This window comes from Lactiplantibacillus sp. B652 (genome assembly GCF_023806745.1).
Lineage (GTDB): Bacteria > Bacillota > Bacilli > Lactobacillales > Lactobacillaceae > Lactiplantibacillus > Lactiplantibacillus pentosus.
The window spans coordinates 311,522-331,001 of the sequence record NZ_JAMSKY010000001.1; the positions used below are offsets into that span (position 1 = coordinate 311,522).

18 protein-coding genes and 1 riboswitch are annotated in these 19,480 nt (G+C 48.5%); of the genes, 7 read left to right on the plus strand and 11 right to left on the minus strand.

The window, feature by feature from the left end:
* Window positions 1-660 precede the first annotated feature (660 nt).
* Together MZO40_RS01340 and MZO40_RS01345 are read right to left on the minus strand one after the other, a co-directional pair.
* Window positions 661-1,491 carry an aldo/keto reductase gene (locus MZO40_RS01340; RefSeq protein WP_101872671.1) on the minus strand — a complete coding sequence of 277 codons (831 nt, stop codon included), beginning with the start codon at window positions 1,489-1,491 and terminating at the stop codon, window positions 661-663.
* A 43-nt stretch (window positions 1,492-1,534) separates the two neighbouring features.
* Window positions 1,535-2,020 carry a glutathione peroxidase gene (locus MZO40_RS01345; RefSeq protein ID WP_021336862.1) on the minus strand — a complete coding sequence of 162 codons (486 nt, stop codon included), beginning with the start codon at window positions 2,018-2,020 and terminating at the stop codon, window positions 1,535-1,537.
* 144 nt (window positions 2,021-2,164) lie between these two features.
* Window positions 2,165-2,258: riboswitch (TPP riboswitch) on the plus strand.
* Window positions 2,259-2,358: 100 nt separating this feature from the next.
* Here MZO40_RS01345 and MZO40_RS01350 point away from each other — a divergent pair.
* From MZO40_RS01350 to MZO40_RS01360, 3 genes are read left to right on the plus strand one after another with little or no spacing between them, the layout of a single operon-like run.
* Complete coding sequence (locus tag MZO40_RS01350; protein WP_105961237.1) at window positions 2,359-2,928, plus strand: ECF transporter S component; 570 nt, start codon at window positions 2,359-2,361, stop codon at window positions 2,926-2,928.
* Window positions 2,929-2,957: 29 nt separating this feature from the next.
* Window positions 2,958-4,364: an ABC transporter ATP-binding protein gene (locus MZO40_RS01355; protein WP_122217606.1), complete on the plus strand. Its 1,407-nt coding sequence runs from the start codon at window positions 2,958-2,960 to the stop codon at window positions 4,362-4,364.
* Entirely contained in the window at window positions 4,361-5,020 is a 660-nt protein-coding gene (locus MZO40_RS01360; protein ID WP_105922129.1) for an energy-coupling factor transporter transmembrane protein EcfT, read from the plus strand. Before MZO40_RS01355 ends, MZO40_RS01360 begins: the two co-directional genes overlap by 4 nt.
* A 53-nt stretch (window positions 5,021-5,073) precedes the next feature.
* Here the strand turns inward: MZO40_RS01360 and MZO40_RS01365 are convergent, their stop codons facing one another.
* Window positions 5,074-6,594 carry an ABC-F family ATP-binding cassette domain-containing protein gene (locus tag MZO40_RS01365; RefSeq protein WP_105961239.1) on the minus strand — a complete coding sequence of 507 codons (1,521 nt, stop codon included), beginning with the start codon at window positions 6,592-6,594 and terminating at the stop codon, window positions 5,074-5,076.
* A gap of 329 nt (window positions 6,595-6,923) precedes the next feature.
* Between MZO40_RS01365 and MZO40_RS01370 the strand changes: the two genes are divergently transcribed.
* Together MZO40_RS01370 and MZO40_RS01375 are read left to right on the plus strand one after the other, a co-directional pair.
* Window positions 6,924-7,307: a CrcB family protein gene (locus MZO40_RS01370; protein WP_105961240.1), complete on the plus strand. Its 384-nt coding sequence runs from the start codon at window positions 6,924-6,926 to the stop codon at window positions 7,305-7,307.
* Window positions 7,307-7,660, plus strand: coding sequence for a CrcB family protein (locus MZO40_RS01375; RefSeq protein ID WP_050337908.1), 354 nt, complete (start codon window positions 7,307-7,309; stop codon window positions 7,658-7,660). The genes MZO40_RS01370 and MZO40_RS01375 overlap by 1 nt, the downstream gene beginning before the upstream one ends.
* Window positions 7,661-8,727: 1,067 nt before the next feature.
* Here MZO40_RS01375 and MZO40_RS01380 read toward each other — a convergent pair.
* Together MZO40_RS01380 and MZO40_RS01385 are read right to left on the minus strand one after the other, a co-directional pair.
* The gene (locus MZO40_RS01380) at window positions 8,728-8,907 is read right to left on the minus strand and encodes a small multidrug resistance protein (RefSeq protein WP_225083503.1); all 180 of its coding nucleotides are present in this window, start codon (window positions 8,905-8,907) and stop codon (window positions 8,728-8,730) included.
* A 129-nt stretch (window positions 8,908-9,036) separates the two neighbouring features.
* Window positions 9,037-10,224, minus strand: a complete 1,188-nt coding sequence (locus MZO40_RS01385; protein WP_105961708.1) for an acetate/propionate family kinase — start codon at window positions 10,222-10,224, stop codon at window positions 9,037-9,039.
* A 194-nt stretch (window positions 10,225-10,418) separates the two neighbouring features.
* Between MZO40_RS01385 and MZO40_RS01390 the strand changes: the two genes are divergently transcribed.
* Both MZO40_RS01390 and MZO40_RS01395 read left to right on the plus strand, forming a co-directional pair.
* Window positions 10,419-11,300, plus strand: a complete 882-nt coding sequence (locus MZO40_RS01390; RefSeq protein ID WP_105961707.1) for an NFACT RNA binding domain-containing protein — start codon at window positions 10,419-10,421, stop codon at window positions 11,298-11,300.
* A complete protein-coding gene (locus tag MZO40_RS01395) occupies window positions 11,287-11,637 on the plus strand; it encodes an iron chaperone (protein WP_101872665.1) in 351 nt (116 codons plus the stop codon). The genes MZO40_RS01390 and MZO40_RS01395 overlap by 14 nt, the downstream gene beginning before the upstream one ends.
* A 2-nt stretch (window positions 11,638-11,639) precedes the next feature.
* Here the strand turns inward: MZO40_RS01395 and MZO40_RS01400 are convergent, their stop codons facing one another.
* The 6 genes from MZO40_RS01400 to MZO40_RS01425 all read right to left on the minus strand — a co-directional run bounded on the left by MZO40_RS01400 (window position 11,640) and on the right by MZO40_RS01425 (window position 19,173).
* Complete coding sequence (locus MZO40_RS01400) at window positions 11,640-11,861, minus strand: hypothetical protein (protein ID WP_252133056.1); 222 nt, start codon at window positions 11,859-11,861, stop codon at window positions 11,640-11,642.
* 462 nt (window positions 11,862-12,323) lie between these two features.
* On the minus strand, window positions 12,324-13,313 hold the full coding sequence (locus MZO40_RS01405; protein ID WP_252133057.1) for an aldo/keto reductase: 990 nt from the start codon (window positions 13,311-13,313) through the stop codon (window positions 12,324-12,326).
* Window positions 13,314-13,582: 269 nt separating this feature from the next.
* A complete protein-coding gene (locus tag MZO40_RS01410) occupies window positions 13,583-15,442 on the minus strand; it encodes an ABC transporter ATP-binding protein (protein ID WP_165861012.1) in 1,860 nt (619 codons plus the stop codon).
* Window positions 15,429-16,100, minus strand: coding sequence for an ABC transporter ATP-binding protein (locus MZO40_RS01415; protein WP_165861011.1), 672 nt, complete (start codon window positions 16,098-16,100; stop codon window positions 15,429-15,431). The genes MZO40_RS01410 and MZO40_RS01415 overlap by 14 nt, the downstream gene beginning before the upstream one ends.
* A complete protein-coding gene (locus MZO40_RS01420) occupies window positions 16,046-17,251 on the minus strand; it encodes a hypothetical protein (RefSeq protein ID WP_165861010.1) in 1,206 nt (401 codons plus the stop codon). The genes MZO40_RS01415 and MZO40_RS01420 overlap by 55 nt, the downstream gene beginning before the upstream one ends.
* 1,298 nt (window positions 17,252-18,549) lie before the next feature.
* Window positions 18,550-19,173, minus strand: a complete 624-nt coding sequence (locus MZO40_RS01425; protein ID WP_105961512.1) for a histidine phosphatase family protein — start codon at window positions 19,171-19,173, stop codon at window positions 18,550-18,552.
* Between the last annotated feature and the right edge of the window lie 307 nt (window positions 19,174-19,480).

Here is a 19,480-nt window from a genome sequence, read left to right on the forward strand (position 1 = left end):
AAGCATATTTTACCAGATAGCGGCTCACAGCTACACCATTAGCATCCTGTATGATTTAAAAAGCAAATTACTACTGCACCAGTACACACAGAAGCATCCTTATTTTTTGATTATTTTTAGCATATTCCTAGTTTGTATGAAGTTATAGCTCCTAACCACAATTTCGATATGTTAAGCTAGAATTATCGGCATTCATAGCCACATATCGTTAGGAGTGATCATGACATGTTCGCGTTCTTAGCACCTCAAAATAAGATGCACAAATGGATCGGTATTATCGGACTACTCGTCGCGATAGTCGGTCCCTGGTTCATTTACTGGAATACGTCTCTCGGGAGTGGCTTAGCCATTACGGGTTTTCTAACCTTAACTGCCTACCTAGAGTTCATCCCGACTTTGAACCGCCGCTTCATAAACCGTCTTGTGCAAGTATTGATGATAATCATATTAGCAATATTGTTTATGGCCTATGTACTAGTTGTTTTTATCATCATGCGCAAATAACTAGTTTTCTTGCAATTGATACCATTAATTCTCGAATATACCGGTAATACTGTTTTATAACGCTTCAAATTCCAGAAAAGTGAGCGAGCCTAAAAAAGATAGTGGCCAGTTGTCATCACAACAGCGCCACTATCTTTTTTACATCCAGCGTTTTAATTAAAACTCCTGATAAACTGCCGGATCTTGGTCATTCAAACGACCATCTGCACGACTCAGGCCATTAATCGTTGCCATATCAGCGTCACCGATTTCAAAGTCAAACACGTCGATGTTCCCTGCTTGACGACTCGGTGTCGACGACTTCGGAATTGGTAGCGTGCCGAGTTGTAACTCCCAGCGTAAAATTAGTTGGCCAACATTTTTATGGTAGCGCGCCGCAATCGCTTTGAGTGTCTCATTTTGTAGCATCTCACTCGCGCGGCCAAGGGGACTCCAGTCCTGCGTTAAGATACCGTGCGCTTGGTCATAGTCCCGTTGTGCTTGTTGGTTGAAATACGGGTGTAATTCGACCTGATTGATGACAGGTAAGACCCCAGTCTCCTTATCCAACCGGTCTAAATGTTCCGGTAAGAAATTCGAGACCCCAATCGAACGAATCAAACCTAACTTTTGGGCGTCAATCAATGCCTGCCAAGCTTCAACGTAATGGTCTTCCTTCGGGTTGGGCCAGTGAATCAAATACAGATCATAATAATCGAGCCCGGCTCGATACAATGATTCTTGAATCGTATTGATGGCTTGCGTGTACGTGTGATGCCGCCCCGGTAGTTTGGACGAAATCAGCAACTCCGAGCGTGGCACGGATGAGCGACGAACCGCCTCACCCACGGCCCCTTCGTTTTCATAATTGAAGGCCGTATCTAGTAGTCGATAGCCGCGGTCGATTGCAGAACCAATCACCTGCACCCCGTGCGCACCATTCAGTTTATAAGTCCCAAAACCAATCTTCGGGACCGTCAATCCATCACGTAGCGTATAAGTTTCCAACACAATCCACTTCTTTCTTCAAAATTTTTACCACAAAACCATATTAATCTTCAGAACGGTCTGCCAAAGCATCGCGAATCGCAGCCTCAAACGTTGCTGGGCGAGTCGTCGGCGCATACCGTTCGAGGACGCGACCATCGCGGCCAATCAAGAACTTGGTAAAGTTCCACTTGATGCGCCCATGTCCCGCCGCTTGTTTCAAATAAGTAAACAACGGGTCCGCCTGGTCACCATTGACCATCACGCGCTTCGTCATTGGGAAGGTGACGCCATAGTGCCGTTGACAATAGTCGTGGGTCTCCTCATCATCAGCCTTTTCTTGATGAAATTGGTTAGACGGCAGGCCAAGCACCACTAATCCTTCTTGATGATACTTCTGATAGAGTTCTTCTAATCCTTTAAATTGCGGCGCCAAGCCACAGTTACTGGCCGTATTCACGATCAATAACACTTGCCCGCGATATTGCGACAAGTCGAGTGTCTCACCACTCATTTCCGTTTCGGTAAAGTCATACACTGATTCAGCCATCAACATCCCTCCTAAGAATATTAATCAATTGCCGTGCTTTAACCCTAGTAAACCACAAAATTGTGATTTTTCATCGTACTTTGCTTTGGTTTCTGGAAATTTGATTGCACTCAACGTGATTATCCGTTACACTGAACGTATCATTCATAGCAACTGGGGTGCCATTGCGGCTGAGATAATACCCATTGAACCTGAATCTGGACAATGCCAGCGCAGGGAGCAATGCTTTATTTGGGGAACCATCAATTCAGACTTAGCCGCCTGCCACTGTTACTTGTGGTGGGCGTTTTTTGTCGCTTAGATGCGTGAATGACAAACTATTTTGGGAGGATTTAACAATGAAATGGGTTAAATCATGGTACTTGAACGACATTATTTTGCTGGCCCTTATCGGGATTTTCTTTGGGGCGATTTTTATGGGGACCAACTTTGTTTATAACGTGCTGAGTGCAGCACTGACACCGTTTGGGCTCAGCGGCCTCGCCAACGAACTACTTTTGGGCTTATGGTGCATGCCAGGGATGCTGGCGGGCTACCTGATTCGTTTAAAGGGTTCCGCCACCTTAGGCGAACTGCTCGCAGCGACGGTCGAAATGTTCTTTGGCGGCCAATGGGGTATCACGACCTTGATCTCGGGGATCGTTCAAGGGTTCGGGGCCGAACTGGGCTACATCGCAACCGGCTACAAACACTACGATTGGTTAGGATTAACGGCTGCGGCCGCCACGACCACGCTGGTGACGTTTGGCTGGGATCTGGCTCGTAATGGCTATTTCAAACTACAGCTCTGGCTACTGATCTTATACTTAGTCGTGCGCTTCATCTCAATGTTCGTCTTCGGTGGTCTATTGACCAAGGCAATTACTGACTTACTTGAACGTAGCCACGTTCTCAAATCGACACATTAATCTCGCACTTTGGTATGGAGGAATCAAGAATGGCTCGTATCGCGCTGAACAACTTAACATATTCATATCCACAGGCGCCGACACCCATTCTGGAACACGTTAATTTAACGTTACCGTCACAACAGTTCACCTTATTAACGGGGCCGTCGGGAACTGGCAAGTCAACACTGCTTCAATTGATGGCGGGGGGCTTATCGCTAGCCGACGCGTCCGGCAGTATCACGTTTGACGGTCAATCATTAAACGACCTACCCGCTAATCATCGCGCGCGGCACGTCGCGATGATGTTTCAAAATCCAAATCAACAGTTTGCCATGGACACGGTCGAACACGAGTTGATTTTTGCATTGGAGAACCTACAAGTGCCCCGCTCACAGATGATGGCACGATTGCGGCACGCACTGGCCTTCGTGGGGATTGAGCACCTACAACCGCGGCTCTTGAACCAGCTATCGGGTGGTGAAAAACAAAAGGTTGCCCTCGCCGTTATCGTGGCGATGGATAGCGATGTGATCTTGCTCGACGAACCCTTTGCCAGCGTGGACCCGGAAGCCCGCGCCGGACTACTCGAACGACTCGTTGAATTGCGCGACCAACACGGCAAAACGATTATCCTAGCTGACCACGACTTAGCGGGTTATGATCAGCTCGTAGACCAAGTGGTGCGGCTGACGAATCACCAGTTAGTCCCTGTTGCCCAGTCCGAATGGCCACAACTATTTGCCGCTTTCACTGACCAACCTCAGCGGGCGTGGACGGCACCGGAACCAGTGACCAAACCGTGCTTTCAGTTAGATCAGGTGACCCTTGCAGCGGGTGACCGGGAACTACTTGCACCAACGACGCGGCAGTTACTCGCCCACCATAACACGCTGATTACGGGTCCCAATGGCAGTGGCAAGTCGACACTCTTTGAAGCCCTCGTCCGCTTGCATTCATACGGTGGCGAGATTCGCTACAACGGTACGCCCATTGCAAAATTAAAACGCAAACGCTATGCGCGGCACGTTGCCTTACTGTTTCAAGATGCTGAAACTCAGTTTTTAAACATCACGGTCGCTGAAGAATTGGCGCAAAGTCAGCATTATGCGTACGGTGATTACTTTACGCCCGAACGAATTCAAGCCGCGCTCACCCAACTCAACTTGGCGGGACGTGACGACCAAATTATTTATACGCTGAGTGAGGGGCAGAAAAAGAAATTACAGATTTTATTAATGCTGATCATGCAATCGCCAGTACTCTTAATGGATGAACCGTTGAAAGGCTTGGACTTGCGCTCTGTCAACGCACTGGTGGCACTGCTGACTGAGACGCAGGCCGCAACTAAGCAGACCTTGATCATTATCAGTCATCAATTGACCGGACTATTGCCGTTGATCGACTATCAGCTGCATTTTGAAAATCATCAGTTAGATTGGGTGGTGCGACCGTGAATCCAAGTATGAAGTTATTATTATTACTGATTATCGCGTTAGAAATTTCATTCACGACCATCGTTAGTCTCAACGTCGCACTGGTGATCCTAGCCATCATTTATTTGCTGGCACACCGGACCCGACTGCGGACGCTGGGCTGGTTAGTCCTGTTGCCACTGTTGCCGGCGATTGGCTTATGGAGCACCCAATATATTAACGGTAGCGGCGACCGGACGTTGATGGCCTGGGTACTGTTCACTAGAATCTATGCCTTCGTCTTTACTGGTGCGACGTTTACGCTCTCGACCGACGTCCTACAGCTGACCGATTCGTTGGAACAAAATTGGCACATGCCGGCCAAATTTGCCTATGGCGTCTTGGCTGCTTACAACCTGGTACCACGAATCCGCCACGAAGTTCAGGTGATTCGGACGGCGGGACTGATGCGTGGCCAAGTGCTTTCCTTCTGGTCGCCGCAGCTCTACTTCAAAGCCATTTTAATCTCGATCAACTGGTCGCAAAATCTGGCACAGGCGATGCGTTCGCACGGATTCGTTGAGGACGCGCCCCGGACCCACTACCGCCAGATTCCACTCACCAAGGTGGACTGGGGCATCGTGATTACAGGTGTCATTTTATTACAAATCGGCGTCTTCGTAGTTCCATGGACATAACCATCATCTAAAGGCCGCCCAACTAGCATTATGACTAGTTGGGCGGCCTTTGATCATGCTTTTAATTGATCGATTTGGTGCTTTAACGCTTGAATTTCGGCGGTCGTTGCCGCAGGGTCCACCATCAGCTGGTCATATTTGAATTGCAGAACGGCAATATCCGCTTCCGCAGGTTTGGGGGCTACGGCGACCTGAGCAAAATCAAGCAGTTGCTGATCGGTCAATTGTAGCGTCCGCGTCGCCACGGCATCCCGAAATGACTGGTCATGTGAGACGAACAGAACGGTGCCCGGATAGTCTTGCAGATAAGCTGCCAACGCTTCAAGTGCGTCGACATCCAGGTAGTTGGTCGGTTCATCGAGCATCAGCACGTTATATTGTCCGACTAAGATGGCGACCAACTGGAGCTTAACCAGTTCGCCACCACTCAATGCGGCCACTCGTTGTTGATAAAAACGGGCTGGCAAGCCGAGTGCGCCCATGACGTTACGAATCGTTTGGTCCGGTAATTGACTCGCTCGCCGGACCGTCTCCCAGACAGAATGCTCGCCATCCAGCATCGTCATATCTTGATTGAAGACGCCGACTTTAGCGGCCGGCGCTAATGTTAGCCCAGAGACTCGTCGGGACAGTATCGCCTGTAATAAGGTCGTCTTGCCACTGCCATTGGGTCCCACGATTGCGACCCGTTCATGAGGCAGCACTTGAAAATCAGCGTGCGTCAGCAACGTTTTGCCATATTGCTTCAACGTCACGTTAAGGCCCGTCACGACGGTCTTCCCCGTAAAGCTTGGAAAGTCAGTCGCCACCAATTTAAACCCACGTTGCGTCAATGGTTTGGCGACTTGCGGTTCGTGTGCCCCCCGTGCAACCATTCGCTTCGCCGTCCGCTCCATCTTGGCCGCCGTCGCTTCTCGCAAGGATTTCGTTTTGGACCGCTCAGCCGCTGACATCCGCCGATTGCCCTTTCGAATCCGCTGAGCCTTTTCATGACGCTGTTGTTGAGCCGCCAACAAGTCACGTTGATGACGCATCTGACGCTGATACGCCACTTCCTGCGTCTGCCGTTGTTGGTCGCGGACTTCACGATAATGGGCATAATTACCCGCATAGGCTTGAACCCGTTGGTCTTCAAATGCCCACGTCTGATTGGTTACCGCATCCAACAAGTGGCGGTCATGCGAAATCAACATCAACAGGCCATGAAACCCTTGTAATTGCGCCACCAGCCACTGTTGATGCGCCTCATCCAAGTTTGACGACGGCTCATCTAAAATCAAGATTGCGGGTCGGGCACTCAAGGCTTGGCGGATTATGGACATCATTGCTTGGCCGCCACTCTGATCGAGTGTCGGAGCCAGTTGTGGCACATAACTGACGGGCGCATCCGTCACCAGTTGTCCACGGTAATCGGTATCTACTCCGGTGATCAAATGGGCAAGCGTTGATTTTCCCGTCCCATTGCGACCGACGACCCCAATCTTATCACCGGTGGTCGCCACCAAATGGTCAATCGTAAATAGTGCCCGTCCCGCCACATTTTTTTGAATCTTCGTTAAATTAATCATTGTCATTGATCAACATCCCCTTTACTGCAGGGATTAATTGTCCATCATGATTTGCGGACACAAAAAAACGCCCTCAAATCATGAGACCGCTGACCATCGATTCAGCCAGCACCTCTAATTAATCCCAAAACGGACAGTCCACCCCTTCATATCGGGTTGGTGACTGTTCAGTTACTAGAATTAATTAGTTGCGCATCGGCTGAATACCTCGTATTTTCATAAGTTACTTTGTAGATTAGCATGTTTATTTTTATTTTGCAAGGTCCGACTGACGGATTGTCCTCAGGTCCAACTTTCAGTAAACTAGAGTTACTTTCAGAAAGCGGGTGTCAATATTGAAAAAAATCATCGCCATCGCCGCCTTTGCCGTTCTAGGCGGCGGGTTGCGAGAAGCACTCAGCCTCCTTGTGACCTGGCCACAACATTTCTGGATCACGTGCCTCATCAATATCGTCGGCGCCTTTGTTCTGAGTCTGATTACGACGCTGCTACCAGCCCGTTTACCAGTCTCTGAGGCCATTATTACGGGCATGAGTGTTGGGCTGATTGGCAGCTTCACCACCTTTTCGACCTTCACTTTTGAAACGCTACAGAGCTATCAAAGTGGCCATAGCGTTTCGGCATTGCTGTCTATTGTTGTCAGCATCGGACTGGGGCTACTGGCTGGACTAGCTGGAAACTTGCTCAGTGAACACTGGTTACCGGAGGGTGAGGCGTAATGTTTAGTTTAGTCTTATTAGCTGGCGGTGGGGCGGCACTCGGGGCACTCGGCCGCTACGGCATCATGCAGTTGGCGCGGCCTCTCAATCAGCGGTGGACCTTACCAGTCGCCACACTTTTTATCAACCTGACTGGCGCCTTCCTGCTGGGGTGGATTCTGACAAGCCCACTATCTGGACACTGGCAAGTCTTCTTAGGTACTGGCATCATGGGCGGCTACACCACGTTCTCAACAATGATCAACGAAATCGTCTTACTCAGTCGCCACCAGCATCGGCGCGTCGCCGGGCTATACTTAGCCCTTAGCTTGATTGGCGGCTTATTACTCGTCTACTTAGGCACTCGCTGTTAATCTTCGCATAAGTGTTCTTTAGCATTAAAGCTGATTGAATCATGCTATTTTCTAAGTTCAAGTGCCGCCAGCTGAAAACCGCTGGAAACAGTGCGAATTAGCGTAAACGTGCTGTTGTAGCGACGTCCTACGCCGGCTTCCAGGCATTCTGGGCAATGGCCGGAAACGTGGTGGACACAGATTTAAGCCGACAACCCACGTCTTAAATACTGGTCTTTCACTAACCAAGCAAAGGACGCTTGCTAAGTGAAATTTCACCACTGGGCCTTGCCCAGAATACCTTCCAGCCGGGATGGTATTCGAAAGGCGGATGTGTGCGGACTCAACTTTTATTGGAGTGGACATTGATTCTTAGTAAACAGTTGTTTTAGTAATTAACTTTGAGGTTGGTTTCGATAATTTTTAGGCCGGTTCACTCGCATTTTAATTCTAAAAGCCGTCAATACTTGCAAAAGCTGTATAGTCGCCTGAGAAATTGAAGGCCTGAATTGAGGGCAATTGGCGCTGTTATCGTCTAATTATGAGGCGAGTTTCCATTGAAGTGAATGATTATCTGCAGGCAATTTACCGATATATAAATTACGCAAATCATTAACGATACCAATTCAAAGTTCATCTGAAGGATAGCCACTTAATATTCAGTGGTCAGTTGCACCAAGATAGGTGGCCGTTCATCCGCCATTCGAGCGGGTTACCGACTGTCCGGCCCGCCGGACAATGCTCAAGGGCGAAATTCTTCTTGTCCGGGAGGTTTTCCCGGGCTAGAAGAAGACTCGTATTTGAAATTGCGCAGTGGGTTTCTGCGTGAGTTCAAATCGATGTCCGCCCTGTTCCAGCGTTGTCAGCCGGCCCCGGAAGTCGGACTAGGAAGCGCATCAGCTGACGAACAGTAAGCCAGACAAATTAACTAACACAATGCGTATGACAACCATTAAAAAATAGCCGCCTCAGATTCGAGGCGGCCTTTTTAACGATATTTAAGTCGTTTTGACCATGCTAGTATCGATTCAATTCCGTCACTAGCAATGGGTAAAACGATTTTTTAAGTTACTCAATTTATCTTCACGTTAAGTCGTGGCACTTCCGAATAAAGCGACACCGGCAATTGCGACAACGATTAGGCCGAGCCATAGGGCAATTTTGAATAAAAATAACCCGATGGCAATCATGAACACCCAACCAATAATTTTGAAACCAATTTTAAAGATAACTTTGAGCAACCACAAACCAATTACTAAAGCAATCAATAAACCGATCATCTATGCGCTCTGCGACGAGAGCTTCCCTCCTTACAAGTCCCATTATGGGATCCTTGTCAGTTAGTATAGCACGGCTGTTCGTCTAGGGGTCGTTGCCGCTTCCGAATTAAGAGAAGCTTAATTTTGCAGCACGGCGACCTGGCGCACCATTGCCAACTCTTCGTTAGTCGGAATCAGTAACACTTTGATTTGCGAGTCGGGACTGCTGATGACACCTTCCTGCCCGGCGGCGTTCAAGTCCGCATCCAGTTTGACACCAAAAATGCTGAGTTCATCAACGATTTGTTGCCGGAGCTTCGGATTATGCTCACCAATACCGCCAGCGAAGACTAACGCATCCACGTGTTTCAACTCTGTCAGATAACTCCCGGCGTACTTAACGATTCGGTTGATGAAGATTTCAATCGCCAAGTGGGCCTGCGGATTGGTGGCTTCCTGGGCTCGAATTTCACGCATATCTGAGGACACTCCTGAGAGTCCTAATAAGCCGGACTGGTCATTGAGTAACGTCATGATTTCGTTCGGGTCAGTCGTCTTTAGGACCTTCATCAAGAATGGCAGCAGTGCCGGGTCGACATCCCCCGCACGCGTGCCCATCGTCACCCCAGTCAGTGGCGTAAAGCCCATCGACGTATCAAACGCCCGGCCAGCTTTGACTGCGGCTAGGGAAGAACCGCTCCCTAAATGCAACGTCACCAGGTTAACTTCTGATTGTGGCTGATCTAATAGCGTGGCCGCACGCCCGGTCAAGTAACCGTGGGAAATGCCGTGTTCACCATAGCGCCGAATGTGATACTGTTGCGTTAAATCATAGGGCAGACTATAAATCGCGTTCATTTCAGGCAAATCGGTAAAGAACTGACTATCAAACACGGCGTATTGCGTCACGTCTGGCAAGGCTTTGGCCATCGTTTCGATACCACGCGCTTCCATCGGATTGTGTAATGGTGCAAAATCACTCAACTGTTTGATGGCGGTCAACACTTCCGGCGTGATTGCGACCGCCTGCTTGAAGGTTTCGCCACCCGCCACGACGCGGTGCGCCACCGCCGTGATTTCTGATAAGGATTCAATAATTGCTAACTGCTGTAATTCATCTAATAGCATCTGAGCAGCCTGACTTTGACTCAATTGGTCGACAGTCTTCTCAAATTTCTGATGGTCACCGTACTTGATGGTAAAAATCGAACCAGGCATACTGATTCGCTCAACCAACCCACTCGCGACGACGGTTTCGGCAGGCATGGCAAATAATTGCCATTTCAAAGACGAACTACCCGCATTAATAATCAATGTTTTCTGCATTTCTCTCTCAACTCCCAAGTACTAGAATACCGGAATTTTCTGAAAAATGCTCAACTTTTTTCAATCTTAATAAATTGACCATGGGAGCCGCACCAGCCCGCACCTTTTTAGCCATCAGCGACTATGATACCGCTGACTATCCGGAACGTGTTATCATTGAGACGTTAACTTTTAGAGATTAGAGGAACGTATTCATGACAACCTTACCTGAAAACGATGCTGCGCTCGTCCAGCATGGCTTGGCGCACCTGATTCATCACACACGCAAGCAAATCGAGTCGCTGACGAAGGCGCTTGCACACCTGCCAGTGGCCGATGACCTGCAGCTCAAGGGGACACTGTTGAAGACTTATGCCAGCCAGATCGATGGTCGCCATCATTTCGTCGAATTACCGGACTATCAACATCCCGGCCACCAACTCAGTATTCAACTTGATATTAAAAAATCAATTATGGAAAATGCCGAAGATTATTTCAAACGCTACCGCAAGAGCAAACGCGGCCGTGCGACCGTTCAAGCTAGCCTGACTAAGGCTGAGGCCGAGTTACAACAACAGCTCACGACCCAAGCTAATTTTGACCCGACTGATGCCCAACAAGTGGCGACACTCAAAGCAAAATTGATCGACGCCGGTGCGATTCACACCCAGGTTTTGCATTCATCGAAAGCGCCAGAACCCGCTCACCCGCGCCGGTTTTACACCCATGACCATGTCTTAGTCGAGGTCGGCAAAAATAGCCACCAAAACGACCACCTGACCATGACGGCGCGCAAAGATTATTACTGGATGCACGCGGGCGGTGAAATTCCGGGGTCGCACGTCGTCATTCACAGTACACATCCGAGCGAACGGACCTTGCACGAAGCAGCCGTCTTGACGGCTTATTATAGTAAGGGCCGACAACTCAAGCGCGTCCCCGTCGACGTCCTCACCGTGGGTCAAATGCATAAACCCAAGGGGGCCAAAGCTGGCTTAGTGACTTTCAGTGGTCCAGCCAAAACCTTGACGGTAGCGCCGGACGCCAACCTAGTCACCGAACTACGCGAACAGGAGACGACTAATGACACCCATTGATACTTATATTGCGGCCGCACCAGCAGCCTATCGCGACCAGCTCACTGCCATTCGTCAGACGATTGCCACCAATCTACCAGGCGCTGAAGAACAGCTCAAATACCAAATGCCGACCTTTTATTGGCATGAGAATGTGATTCACTTCGCACTCAACCAGCACCACTTTGGCTTATACCCAACGCCCAGCGCGGTGACTGCTTTTCAAGCCAAGTTGACCGCCTATAAGACGAGTAAAGGGGCCATCCAATTCCCACTGGATGCCCCCTTACCACTAGATTTAATTGGTGCCATTACGGCTTTTCGTCGGCGCGAAATCATCGCCAAATACGACCTTTAGGCTTAGCGCTGCCACCATGACTGCGCTAAAAAGTCAATGGCTGTGACGTCGTCCAGGGCGACCTGGTTCACCACGCCAGCTTGTTGATTCAATAGTAGCTGATGGTCGTTCACAGCCGCAATGAGCCCGCTTGGCTGACGGCCATCGCTCAATGTGAGCCGGACAACGCAGTTCAACTCATAGGCTTGTAATATCGACGCTTCAATTGGTTTCAGCTGTTCCATGTCCATCACCTCATCGAAATAGTAGCTCTATCATAGCACACTTTTAGAACGTACGTTCGACAAAAAGCATTACATTTTGATGACGTTGATTTTACGGTCGTTTGTAACCATCAGTGATTGCGAGTGCCAACTAATAACACGCTTAACTACCGGGATTACCGAACATTGTCATCATTTTTTGACTAATCAGCAGCTAAATCAACTGTGTTTAGAATCGTGAACCAATCCCTTTCAATCGGCTAGCTGATTCTGACCATCATTGCCACCTAAAATGGCGCCTCAAGTGGATTCGTCTACTTGAAGCGCCATTTTTATTAAAATTCGGTCGTCGAATACCATAATCCCAACATCCTGTGGCGGTCCGGCTAACCGTTACTCGTTTCAACCATAGCAGCATCTGTTACGACGCTCACTAACGCCACGTCATCTTTGCGTTACAGTACCGAATATCAGCGACGTGACCTACTTCAAAATCGCGGTGATTGCTGCGACTTCATCGGCACTAAAGTACAACTGTTTAGCCGCGTCAAGGTTGGCGTGTAAGTGGTCGATGCTCGTCGTACCAATGATGACACTGGTAACCGTTTGAGACCGCAATAACCAAGCTAACGCCATTTGGGCCAAGGTTTGACCGCGCTGTTGTGCGATGTCATTTAAGGCATTCAACTGCGCCACGACAGGCTGTGTCCCCTGTTCAAACAGATATTTATTGGTGCGATGGATTGGGAAATCCGCTGGAATGCCGTCTAAATAGCGCTGGCTCAGCAGTCCTTCCGCCAATGGCCCGTATGCTACTAGTCCCGCACCATGTTGGCCAAGATAGTCCAATAAACCGGTCGTCTGGGCCTGCTGATTCAACATATTGTAAGAATACTGATTGACCGTGAACGGTGTGTGCATGTCGTTGAAATACTGAATCATCGTCGCGGTCTGGTCCCGGTCGTAGTTGGAAATCCCGACGTACAGCGCCTTCCCCTGACGAACGAGTTGATCAAGCGCTTGGGCCGTCTCCTGTAAATCAATATTAGGGTCTGGACGATGTGAATAGAAAATATCGACGTAATCCAGATGCATCTGCTTGAGACTCCAATCCAATGAGCTAATCAGTGTCTTGCGTGAGCCAAACGCCCCATATGGCCCGGGCCAAGCGGGATAACCCGCCTTAGTCGTAATGACTAACTCATCACGATAGGGTTTCAAATCACGTTGCATAATTTGTCCAAAAGTCCGTTCTGCCGAGCCTTTCGATGGTCCATAGTTATTGGCTAAGTCAAAGCTGAAGACACCATGGTCAAATGCGTCTAACACGACTTCCCGTGAACGGGCAAACGGGGCTTCATCCCCGAAATGCCGCCATAATCCTAACGAAATCACTGGTAATTGTAACCCAGTCTTACCGACACGCCGTATTGGCAACTGATCGTAGCGTGTCCCTGCTGCCGAATAAGTCATTATTTACTCACCTCATCTAATTTTTAAATACAATTTATATTATACCGCTTCTGTATTTTTGGTACCGTTTTAATGACTGATATCTCAGCGGATTTCGATCATTAGTAGTAGTTAGCGGAAAGATGAGGAAAATGCACCAGTGATTGGCTTAGACGTCACCTCCACTGAAAATTGACGCAAACTCGCACTGTTTCCAGTGGTCCTAAGCTGGCTGCCTTTTAACTTAAGAATCGACACATTTTACCCTGACTAGCACATTTCTAACCCCATCACTGATAATACTTCGCTTGTTGTGAGAATAAGTTGTAATAGAGGCCGTGCTGGGCCATCAGCGTTGCATGTGTCCCGCTTTCAACGATGGCGCTGTGATTTAAAACGAGGATCCGTGAGCTGAAGCGAGTCGAGCTCATGCGATGAGAAATATAGACCGCCGTCTTATTGGCAACCAGCTCATTGAAGTGCGCATAAATCTCCGCTTCAGAGATTGGGTCTAACGCAGCGGTCGGTTCATCTAGCACAATGATGGGCGCATCTTTGTACCAAGCCCGGGCAATGGCGATTTTTTGTAATTCACCACCAGAGAATTGGACGCCATTAGCATCCAACTGCGTCCCAATCGCGGTTTCACCTTGATGCGGAAGGCTCGCAATCTTTTCCCAGACGCCAGCTAGTTTCAACGACCGTTTGGCCCGGGCCGCATTCAGTGTGGGCGCCGACGAAACGTTGTCGTTGACTGAAAAACTAGATAATGAGAAGTCCTGAAACACCACCGAAAACAGGGCTTGATAGTCAGCAACGCTTAAATCATCGATGTTGACACCATTAATCTTGATCGTGCCAGATGTCGGTTGAATTAGTTTGACCAACAATTTCACCAGCGTCGTCTTGCCACTCCCATTAGGCCCGACAATGGCTAACCGTTCGCCCTTGTGGATGGTCAGGTTGATATCGTTCAACGCCCACCTGTCACTTCCAGGATAGCGATAAGACACGTGGCTAAATTCGATTTGGCAGTCCGTCCCCAAGTCCGGAAGCGGTCGTTTACCAGAATCATCGGTGGTATCGCCAAAATTCATGAACTGAATATACTGATCCATTGTTTTAAATGAGCTTTCTCGTTGGCCCCAAGCACTAAAAACGGTGGCTAACGTGGCCATTAATTGCTGTAAATAGCCAACATAGACGACCACGCTCCCGACTCCAATGGCCCTAGTGGCACTCTTCATCGAGACTAATAGATACAATAAACCGACAACACCATATGTAATCAACGTATTCATGCTGGCAACCTGCGCGACCCTGACCTGAAAATCAGCGTCTTTTTTGATCTGCTGGTAGACGTCCTCACGCGCCTTCCTAACTGTTTTACCAGTCAGATCATACAATCTGAGTGTCTTGCCAAAAATCGGCGTTTTAAATAAAATCTCGCCGTAATAGTCGAGCACCCGATTGAATTGAATATTATAGGCGAAAAACTGCTTCATGATTTGACTTCTCGCAGTCGTAATTGGTCGCGAACTAAGCAGTGGAATCACGACCAAGCCGATGACGACCAGGATGAACCACGGCGAATTAACGAAATTCCCCAATGGATCATGAGTCGTCGCATGGGCCAAAATCATCACGACAAGCGAACCAGCCGCCAGCACACAAGTGGTCCCAAACGAAATCAGTCCGTTCAAAATATTGGCCACGAAAACCGTAAAACCACCCGTGTAAGTGAAGCCAGTTTTGACCGTGCTATACAGCTTTCTAAAGGCCGGGTCAATAAAAGTCGGATAGTCGGCGTCTAACATTTTGGTCGCCATGTTGCGCCGTGCGTGGGCCAAAATCAGATGTGCACCCGAGTTCGCCCGCACTTTGAAATATTCGCTGATTAGATTCAAAACCAACAAGATCAATAAGAAGCCGACTGTTCGCCAAACCACGATTGGTTGGTCTTCCGCACGCACGAGCAGGTTGATGATTTGGCCAATAAAGAAGATATTGACGAAGATGCTGATGGTCGAAATCACCGAGGCACACAACTGAATACCAAAAACATGTGGATATAGCTGATTGGCATATCTGATATAGCTCCGGGCCTTGGTCAAATCCGCGTTAAATTGTCCGAATTTATTCCGTTGCATCCGTGCCATCCCCCTCCTGATAATATTGACTTTGCGCGTGGTAGAGGGCTGCATAGGCTGGATTGACTTTCATCAAATCCTGATGGGTCCCCGCATCCGCGATTCGGCCATTCTGAACGAAGAAGACAATGTCCGCAAACTGCGTCGAGGCCAAGCGATGGGAGATGAAGATGGAAATCGTCCCCTTCGACAAGTCGTGATAGTGCTGATACAGTTCACTTTCAGCTAGCGCATCCAGGGCCGCAGTCGGTTCATCCAGAATCAACACTGGCCGCTTTTGATATAGCGCTCGGGCCAGCATCAGCTTCTGAGATTGCCCACCTGACAGGCTCATCCCCTGATCATCGACGTACTGTGTCAAATTCATTTGCAGCCCTGCCGGCAAGTCCTGGACGTCCTTCCACAATCCAGACTGTCTGATGGCGGCTTCCAAGGCCGGGGTAGCTGTTTTTCCAAAAGTAATGTTGTTTTCTAACGTATCTGCAAACGTCGCGGATTCCTGAAAAACGGGTGCAAACAGCCCCAAATAGTCATGATAATCAAACGCCTCACTGGGCTGATCATTGATCAAAATCGTGCCACTAGTCGGCTTCAGTAAGCCCATCAGTAGCGCGACCAGCGTGGATTTACCCGCGCCATTGAGCCCGACCAGCGCCACCGCCGTGTTTTTGTGGATGACAAAACTAACATCATCGATAATTTTCTGATCATGATTTGGATAATGATAGCTGACGTTTCTAAACTCGATTTTTCCACTTGCGCCTTATTTTGCGGTTGGTGCTGCTCTGAATCAGACGTGATGAATTGTGCCGCGTAATCTAAATAATCGCGGCCCACCGATAAGTTCTCGTTGGCCACAATCATCTGCGAAAATTCGGTCGCACCCTTCCGAACCAGGTTGCTTAAGGTGCCTAACAGGGTAAAGAAAAAGGTGAAAGCCGGTAGCGATAAGTGGTGTGAACTCACCTGCATCACTAATGGCACGTATAACAAAATCAATTGGCCACTATCAATCAGGCAAACGACCCACACGGCTTTGATTTTCTCCCGGTCAAGTTGGCGCTGTACCGCTAGCATCTGTTGCGATAAGGCGGCGATTTTTTGATGATACTGCTGTCGCAAGTGATAGAGTCTGATATCTTTGCCGGCCCCTAACCTGAACGCCTCTTTATACAAATATTTCTGCATAAAATTAATGTTTGCTAAACTCGCTCTGAACTTTTCCTGACCGCGATCAAACTTGACCAGCAGGGTTCCCGCCAAAAGGGTCAGCGTGACAATGACGATTGGGCTCCACCACTGTATTCTCAGCGTCAATCCGGCAATCACCCCTACCGAAATCAGCGTTGCACTAAAGTCGACGAAGCTGGGCCACAGCAATGCGACCCCACTATCGTCATCTTCGTATCCCAGCTTACTACTCCTCGCGCGCTGTTTCTGGACGGCAGTATCGATTGACTCCTCAAAAGGCGAATTCAAAAAGCCCTCGCCATCATCCACGCTCAGTTGCATTCTGAGATTGGCATTCTCCCACGTCATCCACGTCTTATAAACGGCTTGCCCAGCCACCAAACACCCGAGTCCGACACAAATTGACAAGATGAAACCGGCAAACTGCGGAAATGCTAATTGCTCCTGCAACCCCCAGACAATCAACATGGGTACGCCACTAGTCGCAACTAGTAAAATCAGACTCATCGTCACGGTCAGGAGCAAACCATACTTGAGCTTTGGAAATTTGGGCGCTGCTTTGGTCAAGTACCAGTGAATATTCTGAAAGATCGAATTCTTTTTGTGCGTTAGATTCATAATCATCCCCCCTTTTCTAGCTGATTAGGCCGATTTCGCTCTGAACAATCCCCGTCTATCACGTTTCATGACACGGCGCCTACTCGGATTGTTAGCTTCAAAACGGCGCTAGTCTCACCAGCAACAACTGAAACCAGTTCGCTAATCTAATCATTTTTTAATTGCTTTATTATATTACAATCATATGCCATGTCAATTTATCACTCGGCATGGCGCTAGTTATTATGCATTGTGCTAGTTAAATTATCATGATTCATGGTTAAATCATGACCAGTTGGCGTCCTGTTCGTCAGCCGATGCGCGTCTTATTCCGACCTCCGGGGCTGGCTGACAACGCTGGAACAGGGCGGACATCGATTTGAACTCACGCAGAACCCCACTGCGCAATTTCAAATACGAGTCTTCTTCTAGCCCGGGAAATTCGCCCGGACAAGAAGAATTTCGCCCTTGAGCATTGTCAACCAGCCCCTCCAGTCGGGAACCCGCTCGAATGGCGGATGAACGGCCACTTATCTGGGTACAATTGACCACTGAATATTAAGTGACTGGTCCTTCAGGCAAACTTTTAATCGGCGTCAATAATGCTTTATCACACTTAATTACTGAAAAAATAAGTTAAATTTCATTCGCAAGATTCAACGGACATTAGTCTTGAATTTAGTTGATAAAATTACCTTCGTTTATAATTTGAGACTTTGCTATCTCAGACGATTATAGAAAGTTGTGACAAATTCAGTGAAACTGCTGATTCGAAAAGTTAAAACATGGGTTAGGAAGCTTAGCTATCATTAAAAACTAGTCTGACAGTTGAATGTCAAAATGACCTTAGACTATGAATCAACGACTAATCTAAGAAAAAGTTGAATCCGCACATGTCTGCCTTTCGAATACCTGGAAGCCGGCCTAGGACGTCTCCACAACAGCAAGTTTACGCTAAGTCGCACTTCTTCCAGCGAGTCTCAGCTGGCAGCCCTTGAACTTAGAACTTGTCATGATTTAACCATCTTTAAGGCTAAAGAATAACTAGCACAACGCGTAGTTATTACGCTGATTGAACCGGTCAGTTCATTGGATGGCGATTTGGAAAATGTAGTCTCCAACTGCCCGATTCCCCGATAATGCCATGCCAAAAAGGCAGTCCTCGCATTTGCCAGGACTGCCTCACTTAGGAGTTTATGTGATGTCTGCTGTTGTTGCCTGAATGAAACTCGGATTTGAAATATGGTTCAACAGGACGTGGTTATTTCAAACCAACCTCTATTGTAATCCGGAATGTGCGGTTCGTTAAGCGATACCCATTAGAACTGTGGCAGCCGATTGTAGTAGGCCAAGTATTGACGCGCGTGCACGGCATCGACGACGATCTTGGTCACACTGGTATTGGCTGGCTCTGGCAGGCTCATCGGGTCTTTTGGTTGGAGCACCGCGAGCGCCATGGCCTTGACGGTAAAGCCGTGGGTCACAACAATCAGTTGTTCATCTGGATAGGCCTGGGCCATCGCCGTCAAAAAGGCTTGAACTCGTTGCTGCACATGCGTAAACGTCTCGCCGTCCGTCGCCACATCGACGTAACTCGGTAAGACGTCCTGCAACATTGGATCAAAATACTGCGGATAGGCGGCCAATAATTGGTCGTTGGCCTGCCCATCCCACTGACCGTATGAAATTTCCAACAGCCGCTCATCCGTACTAACGGGCAAGTCACGGCCTGCATTCAAAATAGCCGCGGTTGCCTGTGTCCGGTCGAGTGGACTACAAATGAGTCGGTCCGCAAAACTGATATCAAACGCGTCGTGTAGCGTTTGGGCCTGTTGCCGACCCACGGCATTTAGGTGCGTGATGTCAGTATTGATCGTGCCCTGTTTGAGATTTTGCGCATTGGCCGTTGTTTGACCATGCCGTACCACATAAAAGGTTGTCATTGTGCGCCTCCAAGATTAGATTATTATTAATTACAGTGATGATGTCACAGGTTTTTCTCATTAACATGCTTGACAAACCAGAATTTGCTTGCTAAATTAATACCAACGCAATTCAAGCACCGGCAATCATGACCGGTCAGTCGAAAGGAGTCTAACTGATTATGGCACAGCGACAACTCAATAATCAATATCATATCAGTTCCTCCTGGTCTACGCACTCATCTGTGTTGGCCTAATTTTGCGTTCGCAAATCAGCCCGAGCACGGATGTTAGACATTCGCTACCGGGCGCAATTGCTTCAGATTGT